The following is a 21,648-nucleotide window of genomic DNA, read 5'->3' on the forward strand; positions in this document are numbered from 1 at the left end:
ATGGAACTCAATAAACACACGATTGCTGAGCGCTTCGCAAACCTGCCACGAGACAAGCAGAGCGTATTTCTTGAGGCTTTACGACAACAGAGTATCGACTTTTCGACGTTACCAATCGTGCCGAGAAAGGAGCAGGAGAGTAGCGAGCTTTCCTACGCGCAAATGCGCCAATGGTTTCTCTGGCGCATGGATCCTCAAAGTAGCGCTTACCATATTAATGGTGCTCTGACCCTCAAAGGAACGCCTAGCCCTGAAGCCTTGAGAGATAGTTTCACCGACATAGTGTCCCGTCATGAGGCACTTCGCACGGTGTTTCGTGATGATGGTAAGGGTGGGGTGATGCAAGTGGTGCTGGCAGAGAGTAATTTTGCATGGCACGAGATTGATCTAAGTCATATGCCGAAGGATAAGCGTGAAACGGCAATAGAGAATCAGGTTGCTCGGCTTTGCAATGAACCTTTCAATTTAGAGCAGGGGCCGCTCTTGCGGGTGGGGCTCCTGCGCTTGGCCAATGAGGAGCACTTGCTGGTGGTGGTGATGCACCACATCGTCTCCGACGGATGGTCGATGCAGTTGATCATTGATGAGTTTTCTGCAGGCTACTGTGCTCGGGTGACAGGAGAGGCCTGGCAGCCAGCCGCCTTGCCGATCCAGTATGCCGATTATGCACTATGGCAGCGTCAGTGGATGGAGGCGGGTGAAAAAGAGCGTCAACTGGCCTATTGGCAGGCGGAGCTGGGAGATGAGCACCCGGTGCTTCAGTTGCCGACCGACCGCCTACGTCGCAACGATGGGCACTATCACGCAGCACGCCACGAAATAATGCTTCCTGAGTCGATAGTGAGTGGATTACGTCAGCGGTCACAGGAGATGGGGGCTACCCTTTTCATGGCATTACTCACGGGCTTCCAGGCACTGTTGTATCGTCATACCGGGCAGGAAGATATCCGGGTAGGTGTGCCGACCGCTAACCGCCATCGCAGGGAAACTCAAAGGGTAGTTGGGTTCTTTGTTAATACCCAGGTGCTGCGTAACCAATTGAGTGATCATTCGAGCTTGGTTGATGCTCTAGAGAAAAGCAAGCGCGCAGCGCTGGGCGCACAAGACCACCAAGATCTGCCATTTGAGCAACTGGTCGAAGCGCTGCAGCCTGAGCGTAGCTTGAGCCACCCTCCTCTGTTCCAGGTGATGTTCAATCATCAACAACAGGATCATGGCGCGCTGCAGACACTACCAGGGATGGAACTGAGCATCTGGCCAATTGAGAAGGGAGAGGCGCAGTTCGAACTGACGCTAAATGTGATAGAGCGTACGGACGGTTGCCTGGAAGCAAGTTTTGTTTATGCAGAAGAGCTGTTTGATTCCAACTCCATTGGGCGTTTGGCACAGCACTATATCGTCATTCTACAGGCGCTGGCAGAGATGCCGGAGCGTGTGTTGAGAGATATCGAGCTGCTTGATGACGACGAGAGGTTTCAATTACAGGCATGGGGCGTAAACACACAGCAGTATCCCGATGCCCAGCCAATCCATCAGTTGATCGAACGCCAGGCCGAAGTAACGCCCGGGGCTACTGCATTAGTATTTGAAGAGCAGTCACTCAGCTATGTCGAACTCAATACCCGCGCCAATCGCCTCGCGCACTATCTAATCGACCTGGGGGGGCGCCCCGAAACCCGAGTGGGCATCGCAGTGGAGCGCTCCATCGAGATGGTGGTAGGGCTGCTGGCGATTCTTAAGGCCGGGGGCACCTATGTGCCGCTGGATCCGGATTACCCCGCCGAGCGACTTGCCTATATGGTCGAAGACAGCGGCATCGAGCTGCTGCTCACCCAGCAGCATCTTCGCGATACGTTGCCGGTAGCTGAGAGTCTGAGTGTTATCGAGCTGGATCGTCTAGAAGTAGCGCACCATGCCTCGAATAATCCTGAAGTAGCCCTCCATGGTGAGCACCTCGCCTATGTCATTTACACCTCAGGCTCCACCGGACGGCCCAAGGGAGTGATGGTGCGCCATCATGCGCTTAGCCATTTCTTATTCAGCATGCAGGAAACCCCAGGCCTAAGCCCAGACGATATCCTGGTGGCGGTGACCTCACTGTCGTTCGATATTGCCGCCCTTGAGCTGTATCTGCCATTGATCAGCGGAGCAAGGGTTGTACTGGCGAGCCGCGAGACGACTCGAGATGGCAGAGCCTTGGGTGAATTACTCAACCAGGAAAAAGCGACGGTTCTGCAGGCGACACCCTCCGGCTGGCGGTTGCTACGTTCGTCAGGCTGGCCATGGACGACGGCTCCGCTATCGGAAGGTTTTAAGGGGCTATGCGGTGGTGAGGCTTTGCCACCTGATTTGGCTGAGGATCTGCAAGCTCAGGGGATCGAATTGTGGAACATGTACGGCCCCACTGAAACCACGATTTGGTCAGCAACGGATCGAGTGAAAGACAGTCAGGTTTTCCTGGGAAGCGCTATCGCCGCGACGCAATTGTACGTTCTGGATGGTGCGCTCAACTTCGCTCCACCCGGAGTAGCGGGGGAATTGTATCTAGGCGGCGTGGGCATGGCGCGGGGTTACTTAGGCCGTGCTGAGCTGACGGCGGAACGCTTCGTGGCCGACCCCTTTATTGCGGGCGAACGAGTCTATCGAACCGGTGATCTAGTGCGTTGGCGGGAGGATGGTCAGCTTGAGTACTTGGGACGAATTGACCATCAGATCAAAGTGCGCGGTTTCCGTATTGAGCTAGGCGATATCGAAGCTCAACTGCTAGCCCTGTTGGAGATACGCGAGGCAGTGGTGGTTGCCCAAGAGGGGCCAGGCGGTTCTAGGTTGGTGGCTTATGTGGTTCCCCAAGCCGACGTTGAACTCGATACCACCTTTCTACGCGAAACGCTAGGGCAAAAGTTACCAGATTATATGGTGCCTGGGGTGATAGTCACTCTGGATGCACTGCCGCTAACCCCGAACGGTAAGGTAGATCGTAAGGCGCTACCCGAGTTGAGCTTAGACATTGGATCGCAGTACGAACCTCCTCAAGGCGAGGTGGAAGAAGCATTGGCGATGGTCTGGGCTGAAGTCCTTGGTGTCGAACGGGTGGGTCGTTATGACAACTTCTTCGATCACGGTGGGCACTCGCTGTTGGCTGCGCAGATGGTGGCTCGTGTTCAAGCTGATATGCAAGTTGAGCTCCAGCTATCCGAGGTGTTTAAGAAACCACTGTTGCGCGATCTAGCAGAGTGTATTGCTACGCTAAGCAGCGGGTACTCCTTAGAGCAGTCGCTCTCCGATATTAATTCCTTTATCGACAGCATGGATACCGTTCAATGAGTAACATCGATACACATCGTATTGCGGAACGTTTTGCCGGATTGCATGCCGAGCAGCGCCGAGTAGTTTACGAAAAGATACGTTCTCAGGGCTTTGGCATTGGCCAGTTCCCAATTCTTTCTCGCCCTGTATCACAACAGACAACTTGCTCACCCTCTTATGCCCAACTTCGCCAGTGGTTTCTGTGGCGCTTGGATCCCCAAAGCAGCGCTTACCACATTACGGGAGCTCTGTCTCTTAAGGGGGGGCTTGACTCTGACGCACTGTGGGGTAGCTTCGCCGCTTTGATATCTCGTCATGAAGCATTGCGCACGGTGTTTCGTGATGATGGTGCAGGCGAGGTGATGCAAGTGGTGCAGGCCGAGAGCAGCTTCGCATGTCATGAAGTTGACTTAGTTAACATGCCGAAGGCTGAACGCGAAGTGGCGATAGAGAATCAGGTTGCTCTGCTTTGCAATGATCCTTTCGATTTGGAGCAGGGGCCACTTTTGCGCGTGGGGATACTGCGTTTAGCTGAAGAGGAGCACCTGTTGGTGGTGGTAATGCACCACATCATCTCCGATGGCTGGTCGATGCAGTTGATCATCGATGAGTTTGCTGCGGACTACTCCGCTCGGGTAACAGGTGAGACATGGCAGCCGCCAGTCCTGCCGATTCAGTACGCTGATTATGCACTCTGGCAGCGTCAATGGATGGAGGCTGGCGAGAAAGAGCGCCAGCTCGACTACTGGCAGAGGGAACTTGGCGACGAACACCCGGTACTGCAGTTACCGACCGATCGTCCGCGCCGCAACGATGGGTATTATCACGCTGCGCGCCACCACATGGTGCTCCCAGAGTCACTGATAAATGGGCTGCGCAAGCGAACCCAGTCGCAGGGTGCCACCCTGTTTATGACACTACTGACAGGCTTCCAGGCGTTACTGTATCGCTATACCGGGCAGGAAGATATCCGGGTCGGTGTGCCAATCGCCAACCGCCACCGGACGGAAGCCCAAGGAGTGGTGGGGCTTTTCGTCAACACCCAGGTACTGCGCAATACGTTATATGGTCGCCTGAGCTTGACCGAGGCGCTGGAACAGGGCAAACGCGCAGCACTGGGGGCACAAGAGCATCAGGATCTGCCGTTCGAGCAATTAGTGGAAGCACTGCAGCCAGAGCGTAGTTTGAGTCACACACCGCTGTTCCAGGTAATGTTCAACTATCAACAGCAAGATCATGGATCGCTGCAGTCGTTACCAGGACTGGAACTCAGCACCTGGCCGCTGGAACAGGGAAGAGCACAGCTAGAACTGACGCTAAATGTGGTAGAGCGCATGGATGGTTGCCTGGAGGCAAGCTTCGTTTATGCAGAAGAGCTGTTTGATGCAACCACTATTGAGCGTTTAGCTCAGCACTATACGGTCATCCTTCAGGCGCTGGCAGAGATGCCTGAACGCGCGTTGAGTGATATCGAACTGCTAGATAAAGCTGAACGGTTAAAATTACAGGAATGGGGTGTAAACACACAACGGCATCCCGCTGCCCAGCCAATCCATCACCTAATTGAACGGCAGGCTGAGGCAACCCCAGAGGCCTCGGCGCTAGTATTTGACGATCAGTCACTCAGCTACGCCGAACTCAATACCCGCGCCAACCAGTTGGCTCACTACCTTATCGGCCTAGGCGTAAAACCTGAGACCCGAGTGGGTATCGCCATGGAGCGTTCCATCGAGATGGTGGTGGGGTTGCTGGCGATTCTCAAGGCGGGTGGCGCCTATGTGCCGCTAGATCCGGAGTATCCCACGGAGCGGCTGGCATTCATCGCCGAAGATAGTGGCATTGAGTTGCTGCTGACTCAGCACCACTTGCGCGAATCATTGCCGGTAGCGGATAGCCTCAGCGTTGTTGAGTTGGATCGGCTGGACGTGGCACATCACGCCTCTACCAATCCCGCGGTGGCGCTGCACGGCGAGCACCTCGCCTACGTGATTTACACCTCGGGCTCCACCGGGCGGCCCAAGGGGGCCGCCATCCGCCATGATGCCCTGACCAACTGCATGGTCTGGATGCAGGAGACCTACCAACTCACCGATACCGATGCCGTACTGCACAAGGCGCCGTTCGGCTTTGATGTCTCTGTGTGGGAGATTTTCTGGCCACTAAGTGTCGGGTCACGTTTGGTGATCGCCCAACCAGGCGACCATCGAGATCCAGAGCGCATCATCGGGCTGATTCAGCGGCACGGCGTCACCACGCTCAACTTTGTGCCCTCAATGCTCAAGGCCTTCCTGACCTATCCTGATGTGAAGGCCAAGACGCGACTCAAGCATATTATGTGCGGTGGCGAGGCCGTTCCAGCCACGCTGCAGCAGGATGTGGCTGAATGTCTCGACGGTGCCAACCTGCACGACCTTTATGGCCCCACCGAAACCACCATTCATGTCACTCACTGGTGGTGCCGTGATGACGCCCACCGACAGATCCCCATTGGGCGACCCATTAGCGGGACCCGTACCTACGTCTTGGATGGTGAGCTCAACCTGGTACCACAGGGTGTCGCAGGAGAGTTGTACCTGGGCGGGGTAAGCCTGGCTCGTGGATATCTCAATCGCAGTGATCTTACGGCGGAGCGCTTTGTCGCTGATCCGTTCACAGAGGGCGAACGCCTTTACCGTACCGGCGATCTGGTGCGCTGGCGGGAGGATGGCCAGCTCGAATATCTCGGCCGCCTCGATCACCAGGTGAAAATCCGCGGCCTGCGTATCGAACTGGGCGAGATCGAAGCCGAACTGCTCTCTCAGCCGGAGGTTCGCGAGACGGTGGTGGTCGCCCACGAAGGCCCCGGTGGTTCTAGGCTGGTAGCCTATGTGGTTCTCCAGGCTAACGGTGAGCTTGATACCGCTTTACTGCGTGAGCGACTAGGGCAAAAGTTACCGGACTATATGGTGCCGGGAATCGTGGTGACGCTTGAGGAACTGCCGCTGAATGCCAACGGTAAGGTAGACCGCAAGGCCTTGCCTGAGCCGGAACCTGTCAGCAGTCCGAAGTACGAACCACCTCAGGGTGAAATGGAAGAGACTCTGGCGCAAATCTGGTCTGGAATGCTTGGCGTCGAGCGAGTGGGTCGTCACGATAACTTCTTTGAGTTAGGTGGTCATTCGCTATTGGTGGTTCGACTGACCTCGCGTGTTCGTAGAGAGCAAAATATTGAATTACCTGTGCGTAGTGTTTTTGACACGCCAATACTGAAAGATCTTGCCACTTGTCTTGGCAAGCTAGAAACACTGCAGGGCGAGAATAGGCTGAGTAATCTTGGGCTGAACCAGGCGCCGCAGTCCTTTGCCCAGCAGCGCCTCTGGTTCTTGAATCAGCTCGAGCCAAATTCCTCGGCGTATCATCTGCCGGGTATGCTGCGTTTGAAAGGAGCGCTGGATGAGCAAGCGCTCCAGCAGGCTTTCGATGATCTAGCGCGACGCCATGCCGTGTTGCGGACGCGCCTGGTGGCGCCTCCCGAGGACATGGCGGTGCCCCGGCAGGTGATTGATGCCCCCGCACCGGTGAACATCGAACGAGCTGACTTGAGTGAATCCGGCGATATCGAAAAAGCCTTGCGTCTCCATGCCCAGGAATTCATGGGCCGACCCTTCCTCCTGGCGGAGGAGTGCCTGTGGCGGGTGGGGCTGGTCAAGACGGGTGAACAGGAATGGCGACTGTTGATTTGCATGCACCACGCCATTTCCGATGGCTGGTCCGTATCGGTATTGCTGAGAGATTTCAGTGCCTTGTATGGGGCGGCCTGTCGGGGCGAAGAGTCGCCTCTGGGTGCATTGCTGATCCAGTATGCGGATTTTGCCATCTGGCAGCGGGAGTGGCTTGCCGGGGGGGAAGGTGATCGGCAACTGAATTACTGGTGTCATCAACTGGGCGATGAGCATCCGGTACTGGAATTGCCAACGGATCGGCCGCGACCGGCACGCCAGAGTTTCCTGGGCGCTCGTCATCGTTTCACGCTGAACGGGCCCTTGGCGGAGCAGGTGCATGCGCTTGCCGCTGCCCATAATGCGACACCATTCATGGTTTTGCTGGCCACCTATCAGGTCTTGTTGTATCGCCTGAGCGGACAGTCCGACCTGCGAGTGGGCGTGCCTATCGCCGGGCGTAACCGCCATGAAACCGAGGACTTGATCGGTTTCTTCGTCAACACCCAGGTGCTGCGTTGCGAGATGGATACCACCTCGACCTTTGGGCGGGTACTCGAGTCCGTCCGTGAGGCTGCCATCGACGCCCAGGCTCATCAGGATCTGCCGTTCGAACAACTGGTGGAGGCGTTGCAACCGGAGCGTAGCCTCAGTCATAACCCATTATTCCAGGTACTCTTTGATCATCAGCGTCATGACGACGACTATCAGGTGCATCTGCCTGGACTAGTTGCAGAGGTGCTAGAGCTGGAGAACGGCACGACCCAGTTCGATCTGGCGCTCAACACCCAGGAAGACGGCGACGGCGTGCTGACGGGCAGTTGGAACTATGCCACCGACCTGTTCGACAGCGAGACCATCGAGTATTTTCACGTGCAGTTCGAGTGTCTGCTGGAGCAAGTGGTGGTGGCTCCGGAACGCATCGTCTGCGATTACGATCTGCTCGACGAGGATCAGCGTCAGCAACTGAGCGCTTGGAACCATACCGGCGTGGATTACGGTAAGCCGCAGCCGGTGCATCGCCTGTTCGAACGGCAGGCGATGCTCCATCCGGGGCGCGAAGCCCTGGTCTGCGGTGGGCAACGTCTGAGCTATGCCGAACTGGACAGGGCGGCAAACCGGCTCGCCCATTACCTGCTGGCACAGGGGATAGGTCGCCAGGCGCTGGTGGGCCTTGCCGCCGAGCGCTCCATCGAGATGGTGGTTGCCCTGTATGCCATCCACAAGGCGGGGGCCGCCTATGTTCCCATCGATCCGGATCATCCTGAAACTCGGCAGCAACAGGTACTGACCGATGCCGGTGTCGCGCTGTTGCTGACCCACGATGCCGTGCTGGATCGGTTACCGGTCTCGCATGGTCTGATGACCATCAACCTGGATCGAATCGATCTGTCCGATCGGCCGACAACTGCGCCCGATGTCCCTTTGTCCGCTGAGCAGCGTGCCTATGTGATCTATACTTCTGGTTCCACCGGCAAGCCGAAGGGGGTGGCGAACACCCATGGGGCTCTATACAACCGGTTGCAGTGGATGCAGTCAGCCTATTCGCTGAAGGAATACGACAGCATACTGCAGAAGACTCCGTACAGTTTCGATGTGTCGGTGTGGGAATTCTTCTGGCCATTGATGGTGGGAGCACGCCTAGTCGTTGCCCAGCCTGGCGTCCACCAGGAGCCGAAGAAATTGATGGAGTTGATTCGCCAGGAGTCGGTGACCACGCTTCATTTCGTGCCGTCAATGCTGGCGGTGTTCCTGGCCCAGGAGGATCTGTCCGGTTGCGATTCCCTGCGCCGCATCGTCTGTAGTGGTGAGGCTTTGCCGAAAGACGTGCAGGATCGAACGCTGGAGGATTTGCCGCAGGCGGAACTCTATAACCTCTATGGTCCGACTGAGGCGGCCATCGATGTCACGCATTGGATCTGCGGTCAAGATGAGCGCACTACCGTTCCAATCGGCAGGCCCATCGGCAACCTGCAGATTCATATTCTGGACAGCCGCTTGGCGCCTCAGCCGATCGGCGTAGCTGGCGAGCTTTACATCGGAGGTGCAGGGTTGGCCGAGGGATACCACGGTCGGCCGGAACTGACTGCGGAGCGCTTCATTCCGAGTCCTTTTGAAAAGGGCAAACGCCTCTATCGCAGTGGTGACCTAGCCCGCTGGTGTCGCGACGGTACACTCGAATATCTGGGACGGCTGGATTACCAGATCAAGCTACGGGGCCTACGGATCGAGTTGGGAGAAATAGAGGTCGTGATGCGTTCTCGACCTGATGTTGGCGAGGCCGTGGTGGTGGCGCACCAGGGACAGCTGGTGGGCTATGCGCAGGGCTCGGATGTGGATCTCGATGCCCTGCAAGCCGAACTCAGGCACTATCTGCCAGATTATATGGTGCCAGCGCATATCGTCACGTTGGAGACATTCCCTTTGTCGGCCAACGGTAAACTGGATCGCAAGGCTCTGCCCATCCCCGCAATGGAAGGGGCCGATTACGAGGCACCGCAAACGCAGACCGAGTGCCGGCTTGTCGAGCTCTGGCAGGAGGTGTTGGAAGTTGAGCGGGTCGGGCGTCGTGACAACTTCTTCAGCCTTGGTGGCCACTCTCTACTCGGAGTACATCTGGTTCATCGTATTCAGAAGGTCTTGAAGAAGACCTTGCCTTTGAACGTACTGTTCGAGTCAGCAACTTTGGCGACATTAGCCGCGATGCTGGAGCGAGTGCCGGTGGAGGAAACTCCTGCCTTGCAACCTGCTGTACGCGGCCAACTGGCGCCTCAGTCCTTTGCGCAACAGCGCCTGTGGTTCCTGGCGCAATTGGAACCTGATAGTTGTGCCTACCATCTGCCTTCCGGCATGAGGCTGCAGGGAGACTTGGATGAAGAGGCCCTGATTGCGGCGTTCGAGAAGATGATCGTGCGGCATGAGTCCCTGCGCACCTGTTTCTGCCATGGCGAGGACGGGACTCCGCAGCAGCGGGTACTGGAGACGATAGACGTGCCCATCGAGCGGCATGATCTCCGCTTTGCCGGCGATACGGAGGCCGTCGTTGAAGCGCGGTTCCGGGATGTCAGTCGGCGCCCTTTCGATCTGGAAGCCTTGCCGCCTTGGAGGGGGGCCTTGGTTCAGGTGGGCGAGCGTGAATGGTGTCTGCTGATATGTATGCATCATATCATCTCCGATGGCTGGTCCATGCAGGTGCTGCTGGAGGAACTGGTCGCGTTCTATCGCAGCGAATCGCTCGGGGAGCCGGTGCAAGCCGAACCCTTGGCGACCCAGTATGCCGACTATGCCATTTGGCAGCGAGAACAGTTGTCGGGTGCAGAGTTGGAACGTCAATTGGCCTGGTGGAAGGCACAGCTAGGCGATGAGCACCCCCCCCTGGATCTGCCTGCCGATCGCTCGCGCCCGGCCCAGCGGTATGGTAGTGGGGCTCAGCATACCTTCAACTTTCCCCCAGAACTGGTCGATCAACTGCGCCAATCAGCCAGGGATCAGCAGGCATCCCTGTTTATGCTGATCCTGACCGGCTTCGCAGCCCTGTTACATCGCCTCAGTGGTCAGCGAGACTTGCGCATCGGGGTCCCCGTGGCTGGGCGTCATCAGCCTGGCACCGAGGGGATAATCGGTTTTTTTGTCAATACTCTGGTACTGCGCGCAGAGACCGAGCCTGGTGACCGGATCAGCGATCTGCTGGCCCATGTGTGCAAGCGTACCCGTGAAGTGCATGCGCACGCTGACCTACCGTTCGAGCAGTTGGTGGAGGCCTTACAGCCCGAACGTAGCCTTAGCCATAACCCGCTGTTCCAGGTGGGCTACAACCATCAGGTCTTCGACCATCGTCCGTTGGATCGAATGGGTAGCGTGTGTTGCGAGCCATTGGCTGCACCCGTGGAGAATGCCCATTTTGATCTGGTGCTGGGGACTCAGGAAGATGAGAACGGTCACATTACAGGCCATCTAAACTATGCGACTGATATCTTCAATTCAGAAACTGTCGTGCGGATGGCGGATCAATTGTTGGTGTTGTTAAAGGCCTTGGCCGAGTGCCCGCAACGGTTGTTGTGCGATATAGATTTGCTGAGTGACCGAGAGCGCGGCCAGTTACAACAATGGGGGGTAAACGAAGAATGTCACTCGCAAGACGAACCGATACACTGCTTGATCGAGCGCCAGGCAGCGGCGAAGCCCAAGGCCACGGCACTGATCTTCGATGATCGACAGATTTCCTATGCTGAACTCAATGCCCGCGCCAACCAGTTGGCCCACTATCTGATCGGCCTAGGCGTAAAACCTGAGACCCGAGTGGGTATCGCCGTGGAGCGTTCCATCAATATGGTGGTGGGGCTGCTGGCGATTCTTAAGGCGGGTGGTGCCTATGTGCCGCTGGATCCTGAGTATCCCTCGGAGCGGTTGGCGTTCATCGCCGAAGATAGTGGCATCGAGCTGCTGCTGACTCAGCACCACTTGCGCGAATCATTGCCGGTAGCGGATGGACTCAGCGTTGTGGAGTTGGATCGGCTGGACGTGGCACATCACGCCTCTACCAATCCCGCGGTGGCGCTGCACGGCGAGCACCTCGCCTACGTGATTTACACCTCGGGCTCCACCGGGCGGCCCAAGGGGGCCGCCATCCGCCATGATGCCCTGACCAACTGCATGGTCTGGATGCAGGAGACCTACCAACTCACCGATACCGATGCCGTACTGCACAAGGCGCCGTTCGGCTTTGATGTCTCTGTGTGGGAGATTTTCTGGCCACTAAGTGTCGGGTCACGTTTGGTGATCGCCCAACCAGGCGACCATCGAGATCCAGAGCGCATCATCGGGCTGATTCAGCGGCACGGCGTCACCACGCTCAACTTTGTGCCCTCAATGCTCAAGGCCTTCCTGACCTATCCTGATGTGAAGGCCAAGACGCGACTCAAGCATATTATGTGCGGTGGCGAGGCCGTTCCAGCCACGCTGCAGCAGGATGTGGCTGAATGTCTCGACGGTGCCAACCTGCACGACCTTTATGGCCCCACCGAAACCACCATTCATGTCACTCACTGGTGGTGCCGTGATGACGCCCACCGACAGATCCCCATTGGGCGACCCATTAGCGGGACCCGTACCTACGTCTTGGATGGGGAACTCAATCTGGTACCACAGGGTGTCGCAGGAGAGTTGTACCTGGGCGGGGTAAGCCTGGCCCGTGGATATCTCAATCGCAGTGATCTTACGGCGGAGCGCTTTGTCGCTGATCCGTTCACAGAGGGCGAACGCCTTTACCGTACCGGCGATCTGGTGCGCTGGCGGGAGGATGGCCAGCTCGAATATCTCGGCCGCCTCGATCACCAGGTGAAAATCCGCGGCCTGCGTATCGAACTGGGCGAGATCGAAGCCGAACTGCTCTCTCAGCCGGAGGTTCGCGAGACGGTGGTGGTCGCCCACGAAGGCCCCGGTGGTTCTAGGCTGGTAGCCTATGTGGTTCCCCAGGCTAACAGTGAGCTTGATACCGCTTTACTGCGTGAGCGACTAGGGCAAAAGTTGCCGGATTATATGGTGCCGGGAGTCGTGGTGATGCTTGAGGAACTGCCGCTGAATGCCAACGGTAAGGTAGACCGCAAGGCCTTGCCTGAGCCGGAACCTGTTAGCAGTCCGAGGTACGCACCTCCACAGGGGGAAGTGGAAGTGGCACTGGCGGAGCTGTGGCAAATGGTGCTTGGTCACGATGATATTAGCCGTAATGATAGTTTCTTCGAGCTGGGAGGTGATTCCATTCAGTCCCTGGGGTTGATTACTCGCCTGCGTCGGGTTGGTTGGCATTTGGCACCCAAGGATGTATTCCTCAAACCCCGCTTGGTCGAGATGGCAACGGCTTTGGAGCCGCTGGACGTTATTCCGGCACGAGTCGAGCCAGTGGGTGGCGACTTGCCGCTGACGCCGATCCAAGCTCATTTCTTCGATCAGCCGATGTCCAATCGTTCTCACTGGAACCAAGCACTGTTGCTAAGGGTCAAGCGCTCCTTGGATCCGCGGTGTTTGTTCCAGGCCGTCCAGGCCCTGATCGACCATCACGATGGGTTACGACTCGGATTCTATCAGCAAGATGAACAGTGGATGGCCTTCTATCGCGAGACTGAATCGGCGGAACGGATCTTGCGGGTGGTTGAGCTAGAAAGTGTTGAGCAGGTGCCTGCGGTCTGTGATGAGGTTCACGGGAGTTTCGAGCTGTCGCACGGACCACTAGCTGGCCTGCTGTTGATGAACCTGCCTGGGGGCGAGCAGAGACTACTGCTGAGCATCCATCACCTGATTGTGGATGGGGTGTCCTGGCGCATTCTCCTGGAAGATCTGGATCGAATTTATCGCCAGATCGAGGCAGGGCTCGATCCCGAACCTGGACTACCCTGTGCTAGTTACCAGCAATGGGCGAACCATCTTTCTGATCGAGCAGCCAAGGGGGCGTGGGATCAGGAGCTGGATGACTGGTTGGAAATTGTCTCGGGCGATGACTCCTGGCCTGTCGATGATCCACAGGGGCGCAATGCCGCGATCGATGTCGGTGAGTGTGAATGGCGGCTGTCAGCGGATCCAACTCGCCGATTGTTGCGGGAAACTCTGGCTATCCACAAGGCTGGAATCGATGACATGCTCCTGACGGCGCTGGCCGAAGGGCTAAGAGACTGGGGCGGCCTGGAGCAACCGCTGGTAGCCGTCGAAGGGCATGGCAGGGAACCCTTGGATGACACTCTCTATTTGAGTCGAACCCTGGGGTGGTTTACCTGCCTCTATCCTCTGCGGCTCAGAGCTACCGGTAGCCCTGCAGATACTCTGGAACTCATTCGCCAACGGAGGGCGGCAGTGCCCGGAAAAGGAATAGGCTTTGGTGCACTGCGCTATCTCGGTAAACCTGAGGTTCGCGCACGGCTATCACGGGCTCCCACCCCTCGGCTGGCCTTCAACTATCTGGGGCAACTGGATGAGAGCTTGGCGGACAGCAGATTCCAGCTTGCCCCGGAGTCCCCAGGAAAACTGGTGGATCCATGGAGTCCATTGAATTGGGAACTAGAAATCAATGGCCAGATTCATCGGGGAGAGCTGTCTCTCACCTGTCGCTATAGTGGCAAGCGATATCATGCACATACTGTGCAGCGATTGATGGAGGCAATTGGTCGATCGCTGGAAGCGCTGATCGCTGCCACACCGGCACCTTCACATCAAAGGAAGGTGCCTGTTTCCCTTCAGCGAGAAACAGAGCAAGACAAGGGAAGGCTCAATCCATTACTTCGTTTGGCGGAAGGTAACGACAGGGGGCCAGCCATATTTTGCCCTCATCCGGTGAGCGGCACAGTGGTTGGTTATTACCCTTTAGCCGCGAAGCTTGTGCCGGAGTGGGCCATCTGGGGATTGCAGAACCGGCAGGTTCAGGAGCCGAGTTGGCGCGATACCTCCCTGGTGGATATGGCGCGGGACTATGTTCGGGCAGTGCTGGAACAGCAGCCTAAAGGGCCGTACTACCTGCTGGGGTGGTCCATGGGCGGTACCCTTGCGCTGGAAATGGCCGCGTTGTTGGAGCGGCTGGGTAAAACCGTGGCCTTCGTCGGATTGATCGATGGCTACGTACCCGGTGCAGGACAGGACGAGGCCTATGCGGAATCGGGCAATATACCGGACGGTCAGCAACAGGACGATTGGCAACAGCTTCTTGCCGTGGAACAGCACTTGCGCCATCTCGCCCTTGGGCATGATCGGCTTCGCCTGTTGCACGCACCTGTGCATGCCTGGTGGGCGTCTCAATCACCAGAAAGCAACGAGAATGCCGAAGTGTTGCTGGCCCAGGCGATCGGACATTCTCTCTCAAGTTCTGTCTGGTTGGATACGGATCATATGGGTATTGTTCGGCACCCCGTCTTCCTAGAGCAACTGGCACGGCAAGCAGGTTATCTGTTGGGCGATGCACGTGCTTCAGAAGGCAAGGAAAATAAAATATTGGAGTAGTCACGGTCGTGGCACGGTTGAAAATAGCAGTAATCGAGTTGCTTTTTATATAAAAATAATTATCATTTAGATTGCGTTTTATCGTAATGCTTTTGAATTTTGTCATTCAATGGGAAAGTAGTTATGAACTATAAAGAAAAATGTGTGTTGGTCTGCCGGGGAAGCTTGGTTGTTGCCTTGGTAACCGCGACATCGGGTCATGCGGTTGCTGAGGAAGAGGAGCAGGCCACCGAACTGAACGAGATTCTGGTCACGGCAGAAAGGGAAGGCCCCCTTGGGCCCGATGCCGGATACCGAGCGAATCGGAGTATGACGGGTACCAAGACCGATACTCCTATATCTGAGACCCCTCGATCCGTTTCCTCGGTCACCCGTAACATGATTGAGGATCAGGGGGCGCAGACTCTATCTGACATCCTGATGTATATACCGGGCGTCTCTCCCGTCTCCTATGGCGTTCATGATGCCTTGGCTGGCGATATCTTTCGTATCCGCGGCGTCAATGCGCGCGATTATGGTTACGGTACTTATCGCGATGGCCTGAGGGTACAGCCCAATGCTTACACCACTTCGGCGGAGCCATACGGGCTGGAGCGGGTCGAGGTGATCAAGGGGCCGACTTCGGTACTGTATGGGGAGAATGTCCCCGGAGGCTTGGTGAATCTAGTCAGCAAGCGACCCACGGATACCCCACAAGGAGAGGTCAATCTGTCGTATGGTTCCCATGACCGCCGACAGGCCTCCATGGACGTGTCTGGCCCATTGACCGACGATGGCTCGGTTCGGGGGAGGATGGTGGTTCTGGTGCGCGATGCCGATACTCAGACTGACAATGTCTCGGACGATCGCATTTACCTAGCACCTTCTATTGCCTTTGATCTATCGGATCGCGATACACTGACGCTACTTGCCCAATATCAGAAGGATGATACGGAGCTCCAGACGGGGCTTCCTGCCGCGGGCACCCTGCTGAAGCACCCCAATGGGCAGCTGGATACCAGCCACTCACTGGGGCATCCAGACTGGGACGTATTCGATCGGGAATTCTGGTCGGCCGGTTATGAGTATGAGCACTTGTTCAATGAGCAATGGTCTTTCCGCCAGAATGCCCGCTATCTGAGTGCGAGTACAATACGCAAAGAAATCTGGTGGTCCTTCCCTCCTGCCGGCTTTGCAGGGGCCGCTGGTGATGGCTATGACAGCTTTTTGGCTGCCTATGGACGAGACCGTGACGATAACACCTATATGGCGTCAATCGATAACCAACTCGTGGGCCATTTTGATGCAGGCGGCTGGGAGAATACGGTTCTGTTTGGGGCTGGCTATGATAGGAGTTCATACGATGCTCAGCAGTTTATCAGCCAACGCCCGGACGAGTTCGTGATGATCGACATTTTTGATCCAGAGTGGACAAGCCCACCAAAGACGTCAACCAGGGCAACCGATGCAGAACTGAAGCAAGATCTGGCCGGGGTATATTCACAAATTCAGGCCAAGAGAGATGGTTGGATCGGAATGTTAGGGGGGCGTTATGACTGGGCAGAAAGCCAAATAGATGATCGTGTCAACCGCGATGGAAGTTTTGAAGTGACCGACCGGGAATTTACTTGGCAAGCTGGAGTGATGTACCAATTCGATAATGGCGTGTCGCCCTATATGAGTTATGCCACTTCTTTCGTTCCTGTGCAGCAGGTACAGAGTGAGTCGAACTCACCTTTCGAACCCATTACCGGTCAGCAGGTTGAAGCGGGCTTTAAGTATGAACCTGAAAACCATGATGTAATGTACACTCTGGCTTACTATGAGCTGCAGAAAGAGAATGATGTCACATATTCCGATGGAGGTGTTGCTCGGCAAATAGGTGAAACCGAGTCAAAAGGCGTGGAATTGGAAGCCCGAGGGGATGTGACGGATAATCTCAGCGTCAGTGCTTCCTATGCCTATACAGATGCTAGAATAACCGAAGACGCGGGCTCCTATGTGGAAGGCAAACAGATGGTGTCGATCCCACGCCACCAAGGAGCTGTATGGGCGAATTATCAGTTCCATGGGGATAGCTTGTTGGATGGTCTGGAGACGGGATTGGGAGTTCGCTATCTCGGCAGTTCTTATGGGTACCCTGAAAGCACCTATGGTACCGTAAAAACCGAGTCGACAACATTGGTGGATATGACGCTAGGGTATCAGTTCAATCCAAATTGGCGTGCGAGCGTGAATGCTCGTAATCTTTTGGGCAAAGACTACATCGCAGAATGTAATAACGCTGGAAGGTGCTACTGGGGTAGTGAGCGCTCCGTTATTGGTACCGTTTCGTATAAATGGTAAGCCATGATTGAGAGGGAGCCCTGAAGCTGACGGGGCATCGAACCTTGTTAGAGAAGCAGTGATCACAACCGTTGTCAGGAGCATAAAGTCGTGACAACGGTCTTTAGAGCCCATGATTCTGTGGGTGCTGGAGTCTTAGTGAATATCAGCATTTTCTTCGTGATGGTTTTGAACGGAATATGCAACTTGTGCGTCGACTTCGTTGCCGATGAGCTGGTTTGCTAGACTGTCTGCGAATTGCTGGGCGGCAGGTAGTCCTCCCCAAGACCAGTAGTTAGTAGGAATAATCTTATAGTTGCCTTCTCTCACGCTTGGTAAGTGTCTCCATTGACCATCAGTGAGTAGTTTTCTCTGGCCCCCAGGTGGGTCGTAGGGCGTTTCAAGAAATATCATTTTAGTATTGATGCTAAACAGAGATGTTGCGCTAACCGTGGTCATTCCCCATTGGCCTAAATCTCCCTGCCAAGCGTTCTGAAGACCAAGGCGATTTAACACCATGCCCTCAACACTTCCCTTGCCAAAAACACGAGCATGGCGTTCATCCATTAATTGCACTATTAATAAAGAAGGGTCTGTGTTGTTGAGTTTCCTTTTTAAATCGTCAAAATGGTTGTTGGTTTTCTCAATGTACTGCTCCGATGCGGCAGAGTCATTGACGAGAGTGCCAAGCTGTCGAGTTAACTCTTCCACCACTTCCCAGTGGTTCAGTGCGTCATCGCTTTTAGAAAAGTTATACAGGAGATATTCTTTAACATCAGCAATTTCGCTGAGTCTTGGTAATAAACTAGTATGAGCAGGTGGTGAAATCAGGATATTTTCTGGTGGATGGCCTGCAAGTAATTCAAGATTAGGTAAGTGACGATAACCTAGGTTGGTCGTATTGGGGATAACGTCACTTTGACGTGAGTACGTCTCGTAGCCCTTGAGCCCTGCTAGAAACATAGGTGGATGTCCAATTGCGTTGAGTGTTTCAGCAATTGCGAAGTCAAACGTTGCCAAGGGGACTTCGCTGTTTTCATCGCTGGCCATCAAAAGATTGCTAATCAACAAACCGATTAGCAACGTCGCTGACAAAGCAATTCTTTTATGGCGTATAGAACGATAAAAAGTACCATTTTGATATTTCACGATTATGCCTGTGTTTTTCATATAAATCGGCGTTATGCTGAGTGTTAAATAACTAAATACGTCAGAGTATGGTCAGCTCACAAATACTCTGTATTTTGTGTAAATAATTATTATTTTCATATTATGAATAGCTCTGCCCTGATGTCAACGTTGAGTAAGCATCAGGGCGTCGGGTCGACAGAATATTTTGGCACAGTGGCTTCTTGCTTGCGGGCGTTGGCTGCTGCAGCTGCCCAGCCACCACCTGATGCTGGATTACACCACACTTGATCTGCTAGTGGACGAGATTGTCCTCATCCAGCAAGGACGAAAAGGCGAGTCACCCAAACCGCTGCCATTCCGATACTTCGTAGCGCAGGCAAGGTATTGAGGGCGCCGAACGGGCATTGGGTATGTTTATTAATACGTTACCTATCCGCATCAGGCTGGGTACTAAAAGTGTGGCCGATGGCTTAAGCGAAACTCATAACGAGTTGGCCGAACTGCTGCACCACGAGCATGTCAATCTAGGTCTAGCCCAGCGTTGCAGTGCTTTGCCTGGGGGAGCCCCGCTATTCACGAGCTTGCTGAATTATCGATATAGTTCACCTCAACAAGAGGGGGGCACGCCGCTCATAGCTGGGAAGGCATTGGGCAATCGAGGTCGCACTAACTACCCGGTAGTGATGTCAGTAGACGACCTCGGCGAGGGGGGGGGGCAAAAGTGTCGTTGCCTGGGTTAGCGCTGCGGCTATTCAATTAATTCAGCATGCTGAGAAGCTGTGATGTTGTTTTTTAGAGTTTCCAGCCCCTCGTGAAGCGTGGGAAAGAGGCTTTTATTGAAGTTTCTCCACCGTAATTCAATGATGGAGTCATCGGGTTCGATATGAGTTTCTAATAGATCGTAGATGACTTCGCCAGAATCAATTCCGCTGTCGACAAAGTGGAGTGAGGCGCCGGTCTTGTTGATAGCAGGAGTGCTTTCGGTCTCCATTGTCTGCCAGTTGATAACTTTTTTTCCTTGAGCCCCGTACAGTGCATCAAGTGTTGCCGAGGCACCTCGTCTTTGATAGGGAGAGTCTTGGCGCGTAATACCGGGATGGATATTGACGATCTTGCGATAAAAAGGACTCTGGGGGCGGATGAGCTCGTCTAGAATAACTAATAGTCCGTCAAGGACGACGACGTCTGCTTCGATTGCCACTAACTTCTCTAGCAAGCTTTTTTCAAACGTCGACTTCGCAGGGAGTCTATCGGGTGAGTCGCTTGGTAAGCGTCGGTAAGTGGATGGTATAGAGCAAAAGAGGTCGTCAATGTGGCGCCCCGACACTAAGAGCTCTTGTGGCAATATCCATGGCCTTCCAGGATGACGACAGAAACCATAGTCTTTGAGCTTCTCTTGGTCTTTTATTGAGCCTTCATCGTCATCATAAATCACTGTTTCCAGAGAGTAGGCATCGCCTAGCGGAGTCTCGTTGAGAGATGTCACCAGATACTCAAGAGGGGACATCATGTACTGTTTCTCCCCCTTATACTCAATGTATTGCCCAGCTTTATCGGCTGCAGCATTTCTCAGTGACAGGATATAAGCTAGTTTTAATTTAGACATGTTTTACCCATGCTTTTTAATAGTAGATGGTGGTCTTAAGGTGCATCAGTCATGCTGCTTCAACGCCTGTGCTCTAACCGAGAACGTATTGAAGAACGGCATCTAGTTGCTAAGTCCAGTGGCCAAGAGGTGGCCTGACCACTGGTACGATTTATGAAAGTGAGTTGGTGAAAACTAAGGTGTAGTAGCTGCCTCCTTGCAGGGTGAAGGGGCATAAAAAGCTGCTGCATGATCTAATGCATCGCATATCTCGCTTGTTCGTGCCGCCAAAATCGACAGCAGGGTATCGCTTAAACCATGGGTGGGCTCGCAGCTGCCTTGCAGGAAAATAGCCGGTTTGAACTCAGGCTTGGTGTAAAGCTGATAGTGGCGATTGACAGCAAACTCAGGCAGGTAGTCCGCGACGGGGGCCAGTAGCTGTTTATGGGTGTCGCGTACATAGCCGGTGGCTAACACTACTGCGTCGTAGCGGGTGATATCCGTATGACCAGTCTCTAAATCACGCACGTTTAGCTCAACGCCTTCAGGGCCTGCTTCACTGCCGATAACCTCATGGCGGCGACGGAAGCGGTGGCGGGCCTGGCCGGTTACTTTTTGCTGATAGAACACATCGTAAATCTCCTGAATCAACGCCAAGTCAGGGGCTGAGTAGTTGGTGCTTTTGTACTCCTGCAGCAGTGCTTCCCGCTGGCCGGTGGGGTTGTTGAACACGTAGTCGGTGTATTCGGGGTTGAAAATCTCGTTGACGAAGGGGCTATCGTCGGAGGGTTTAAAGGCCCATGCCCGGCTAATCAGATCCACCTGAATGCCTTCACGGCCATGCAGGTCAAGGAATATCTCAGCGGCGCTCTGGCCGGCACCGATCACGGCGATGCGTTTGGGGGCGTCTTGCTTCGCCAGCTCTCTCAGATAGTGGCTGGAGTGGAAGACCCGTGGGTCGTCTTTTAGCCCGGCGAAGCATTCAGGCACATTGGGCGCACCCCCCACGCTGATTACCAATGAACGGGTGAGCCTTTCCTGCACCGCGCCACTCTCATCCCGTGAACGCACGCGGAGGTAGGCGACCTCGTCGTTATCAGTTTCGGGCAGCACTTCAAACACATCCTCTCCATAGGTGCACTGGTGTTCAAAGTGGCTGGCAGTCCAGCTTAGGTAATCATTGAACTCATGACGGCTGGGGAAGAAGGTCTGCAGGTTGATAAAGTCCTGCAAGCGGCCTTTGCTGTGAAGATAATTGAGGAAGCTGAAACGGCTCCCAGGGTTACGCGGCGTGACCAGATCTTTGAGGAAAGAAATCTGCATATGGGCATTTTCCAGCAACATATGCGGGTGCCAGGCAAAGTAGGGCTGACGCTCAATAAACAAGGCATCCTTCGCTCGCCCTGCCTGGCGCTGTTCGTCGAGCGCAATGGCCAGGGCAATATTGGAGGGGCCGAAGCCGATGCCGATCAAGTCGTGAATATGCATAAGAGTCCTCGTGGCTGACGAGCCAATAAAAAATCACTCCGCCGGAGGGGCGGCGTTACTGGCTTCCTTATCTAAGGACGAATGAGAATAAGGCTTGTTTACATAAAAATTGCTTAACTTTTTGCGTGAGCTGTTCGTCTGTATGGATAGGTGTCG

7 protein-coding genes are annotated in these 21,648 nt (G+C 55.0%); 4 read left to right on the forward strand and 3 right to left on the reverse strand.

Features of this window, described 5'->3' with window-relative positions; all coding sequences use genetic code 11:
* The 3 genes from KF947_RS16410 to KF947_RS16420 all read left to right on the forward strand — a co-directional run bounded on the left by KF947_RS16410 (position 1) and on the right by KF947_RS16420 (position 17,309).
* Entirely contained in the window at positions 1–3,324 is a 3,324-nt protein-coding gene (locus KF947_RS16410) for a non-ribosomal peptide synthetase (RefSeq protein ID WP_133732961.1), read from the forward strand.
* Positions 3,321–14,984, forward strand: a complete 11,664-nt coding sequence (locus tag KF947_RS16415; protein ID WP_227404499.1) for a non-ribosomal peptide synthetase — start codon at positions 3,321–3,323, stop codon at positions 14,982–14,984. Before KF947_RS16410 ends, KF947_RS16415 begins: the two co-directional genes overlap by 4 nt.
* A gap of 123 nt (positions 14,985–15,107) precedes the next feature.
* Positions 15,108–17,309 (forward strand): TonB-dependent siderophore receptor, encoded by a 2,202-nt coding sequence (locus KF947_RS16420; RefSeq protein ID WP_133732959.1) that lies wholly within the window; start codon positions 15,108–15,110, stop codon positions 17,307–17,309.
* A gap of 135 nt (positions 17,310–17,444) precedes the next feature.
* Here KF947_RS16420 and KF947_RS16425 read toward each other — a convergent pair whose 3' ends face one another.
* Positions 17,445–18,437 carry an ABC transporter substrate-binding protein gene (locus KF947_RS16425; RefSeq protein ID WP_166650419.1) on the reverse strand — a complete coding sequence of 331 codons (993 nt, stop codon included), beginning with the start codon at positions 18,435–18,437 and terminating at the stop codon, positions 17,445–17,447.
* Between the two features lie 392 nt (positions 18,438–18,829).
* On the opposite strand from KF947_RS16425, the gene KF947_RS22230 reads away from it, so the two are divergent.
* Complete coding sequence (locus KF947_RS22230) at positions 18,830–19,159, forward strand: hypothetical protein (protein WP_413614107.1); 330 nt, start codon at positions 18,830–18,832, stop codon at positions 19,157–19,159.
* 8 nt (positions 19,160–19,167) lie between these two features.
* On the opposite strand, the gene KF947_RS16435 is transcribed toward KF947_RS22230, so the two are convergent.
* Both KF947_RS16435 and KF947_RS16440 read right to left on the reverse strand, forming a co-directional pair.
* Positions 19,168–20,025, reverse strand: coding sequence for a formyltransferase family protein (locus KF947_RS16435; protein ID WP_133732957.1), 858 nt, complete (start codon positions 20,023–20,025; stop codon positions 19,168–19,170).
* Positions 20,026–20,199: 174 nt separating this feature from the next.
* Complete coding sequence (locus KF947_RS16440; RefSeq protein ID WP_133732956.1) at positions 20,200–21,492, reverse strand: lysine N(6)-hydroxylase/L-ornithine N(5)-oxygenase family protein; 1,293 nt, start codon at positions 21,490–21,492, stop codon at positions 20,200–20,202.
* Between the last annotated feature and the right edge of the window lie 156 nt (positions 21,493–21,648).

This window comes from Halomonas sp. FeN2 (genome assembly GCF_020595105.1).
Taxonomy (GTDB): domain Bacteria; phylum Pseudomonadota; class Gammaproteobacteria; order Pseudomonadales; family Halomonadaceae; genus Vreelandella; species Vreelandella neptunia.

Coding starts and splice junctions, on each gene's coding strand:
- KF947_RS16440 (WP_133732956.1), bottom strand. CDS start 21,492: ATGCATATTCACGACTTGATCGGCATCGGCTTCGGCCCCTCCAATATT.
- KF947_RS16410 (WP_133732961.1), top strand. CDS start 1: ATGGAACTCAATAAACACACGATTGCTGAGCGCTTCGCAAACCTGCCA.
- KF947_RS16415 (WP_227404499.1), top strand. CDS start 3,321: ATGAGTAACATCGATACACATCGTATTGCGGAACGTTTTGCCGGATTG.
- KF947_RS16420 (WP_133732959.1), top strand. CDS start 15,108: ATGAACTATAAAGAAAAATGTGTGTTGGTCTGCCGGGGAAGCTTGGTT.
- KF947_RS22230 (WP_413614107.1), top strand. CDS start 18,830: ATGTTTATTAATACGTTACCTATCCGCATCAGGCTGGGTACTAAAAGT.
- KF947_RS16435 (WP_133732957.1), bottom strand. CDS start 20,025: ATGTCTAAATTAAAACTAGCTTATATCCTGTCACTGAGAAATGCTGCA.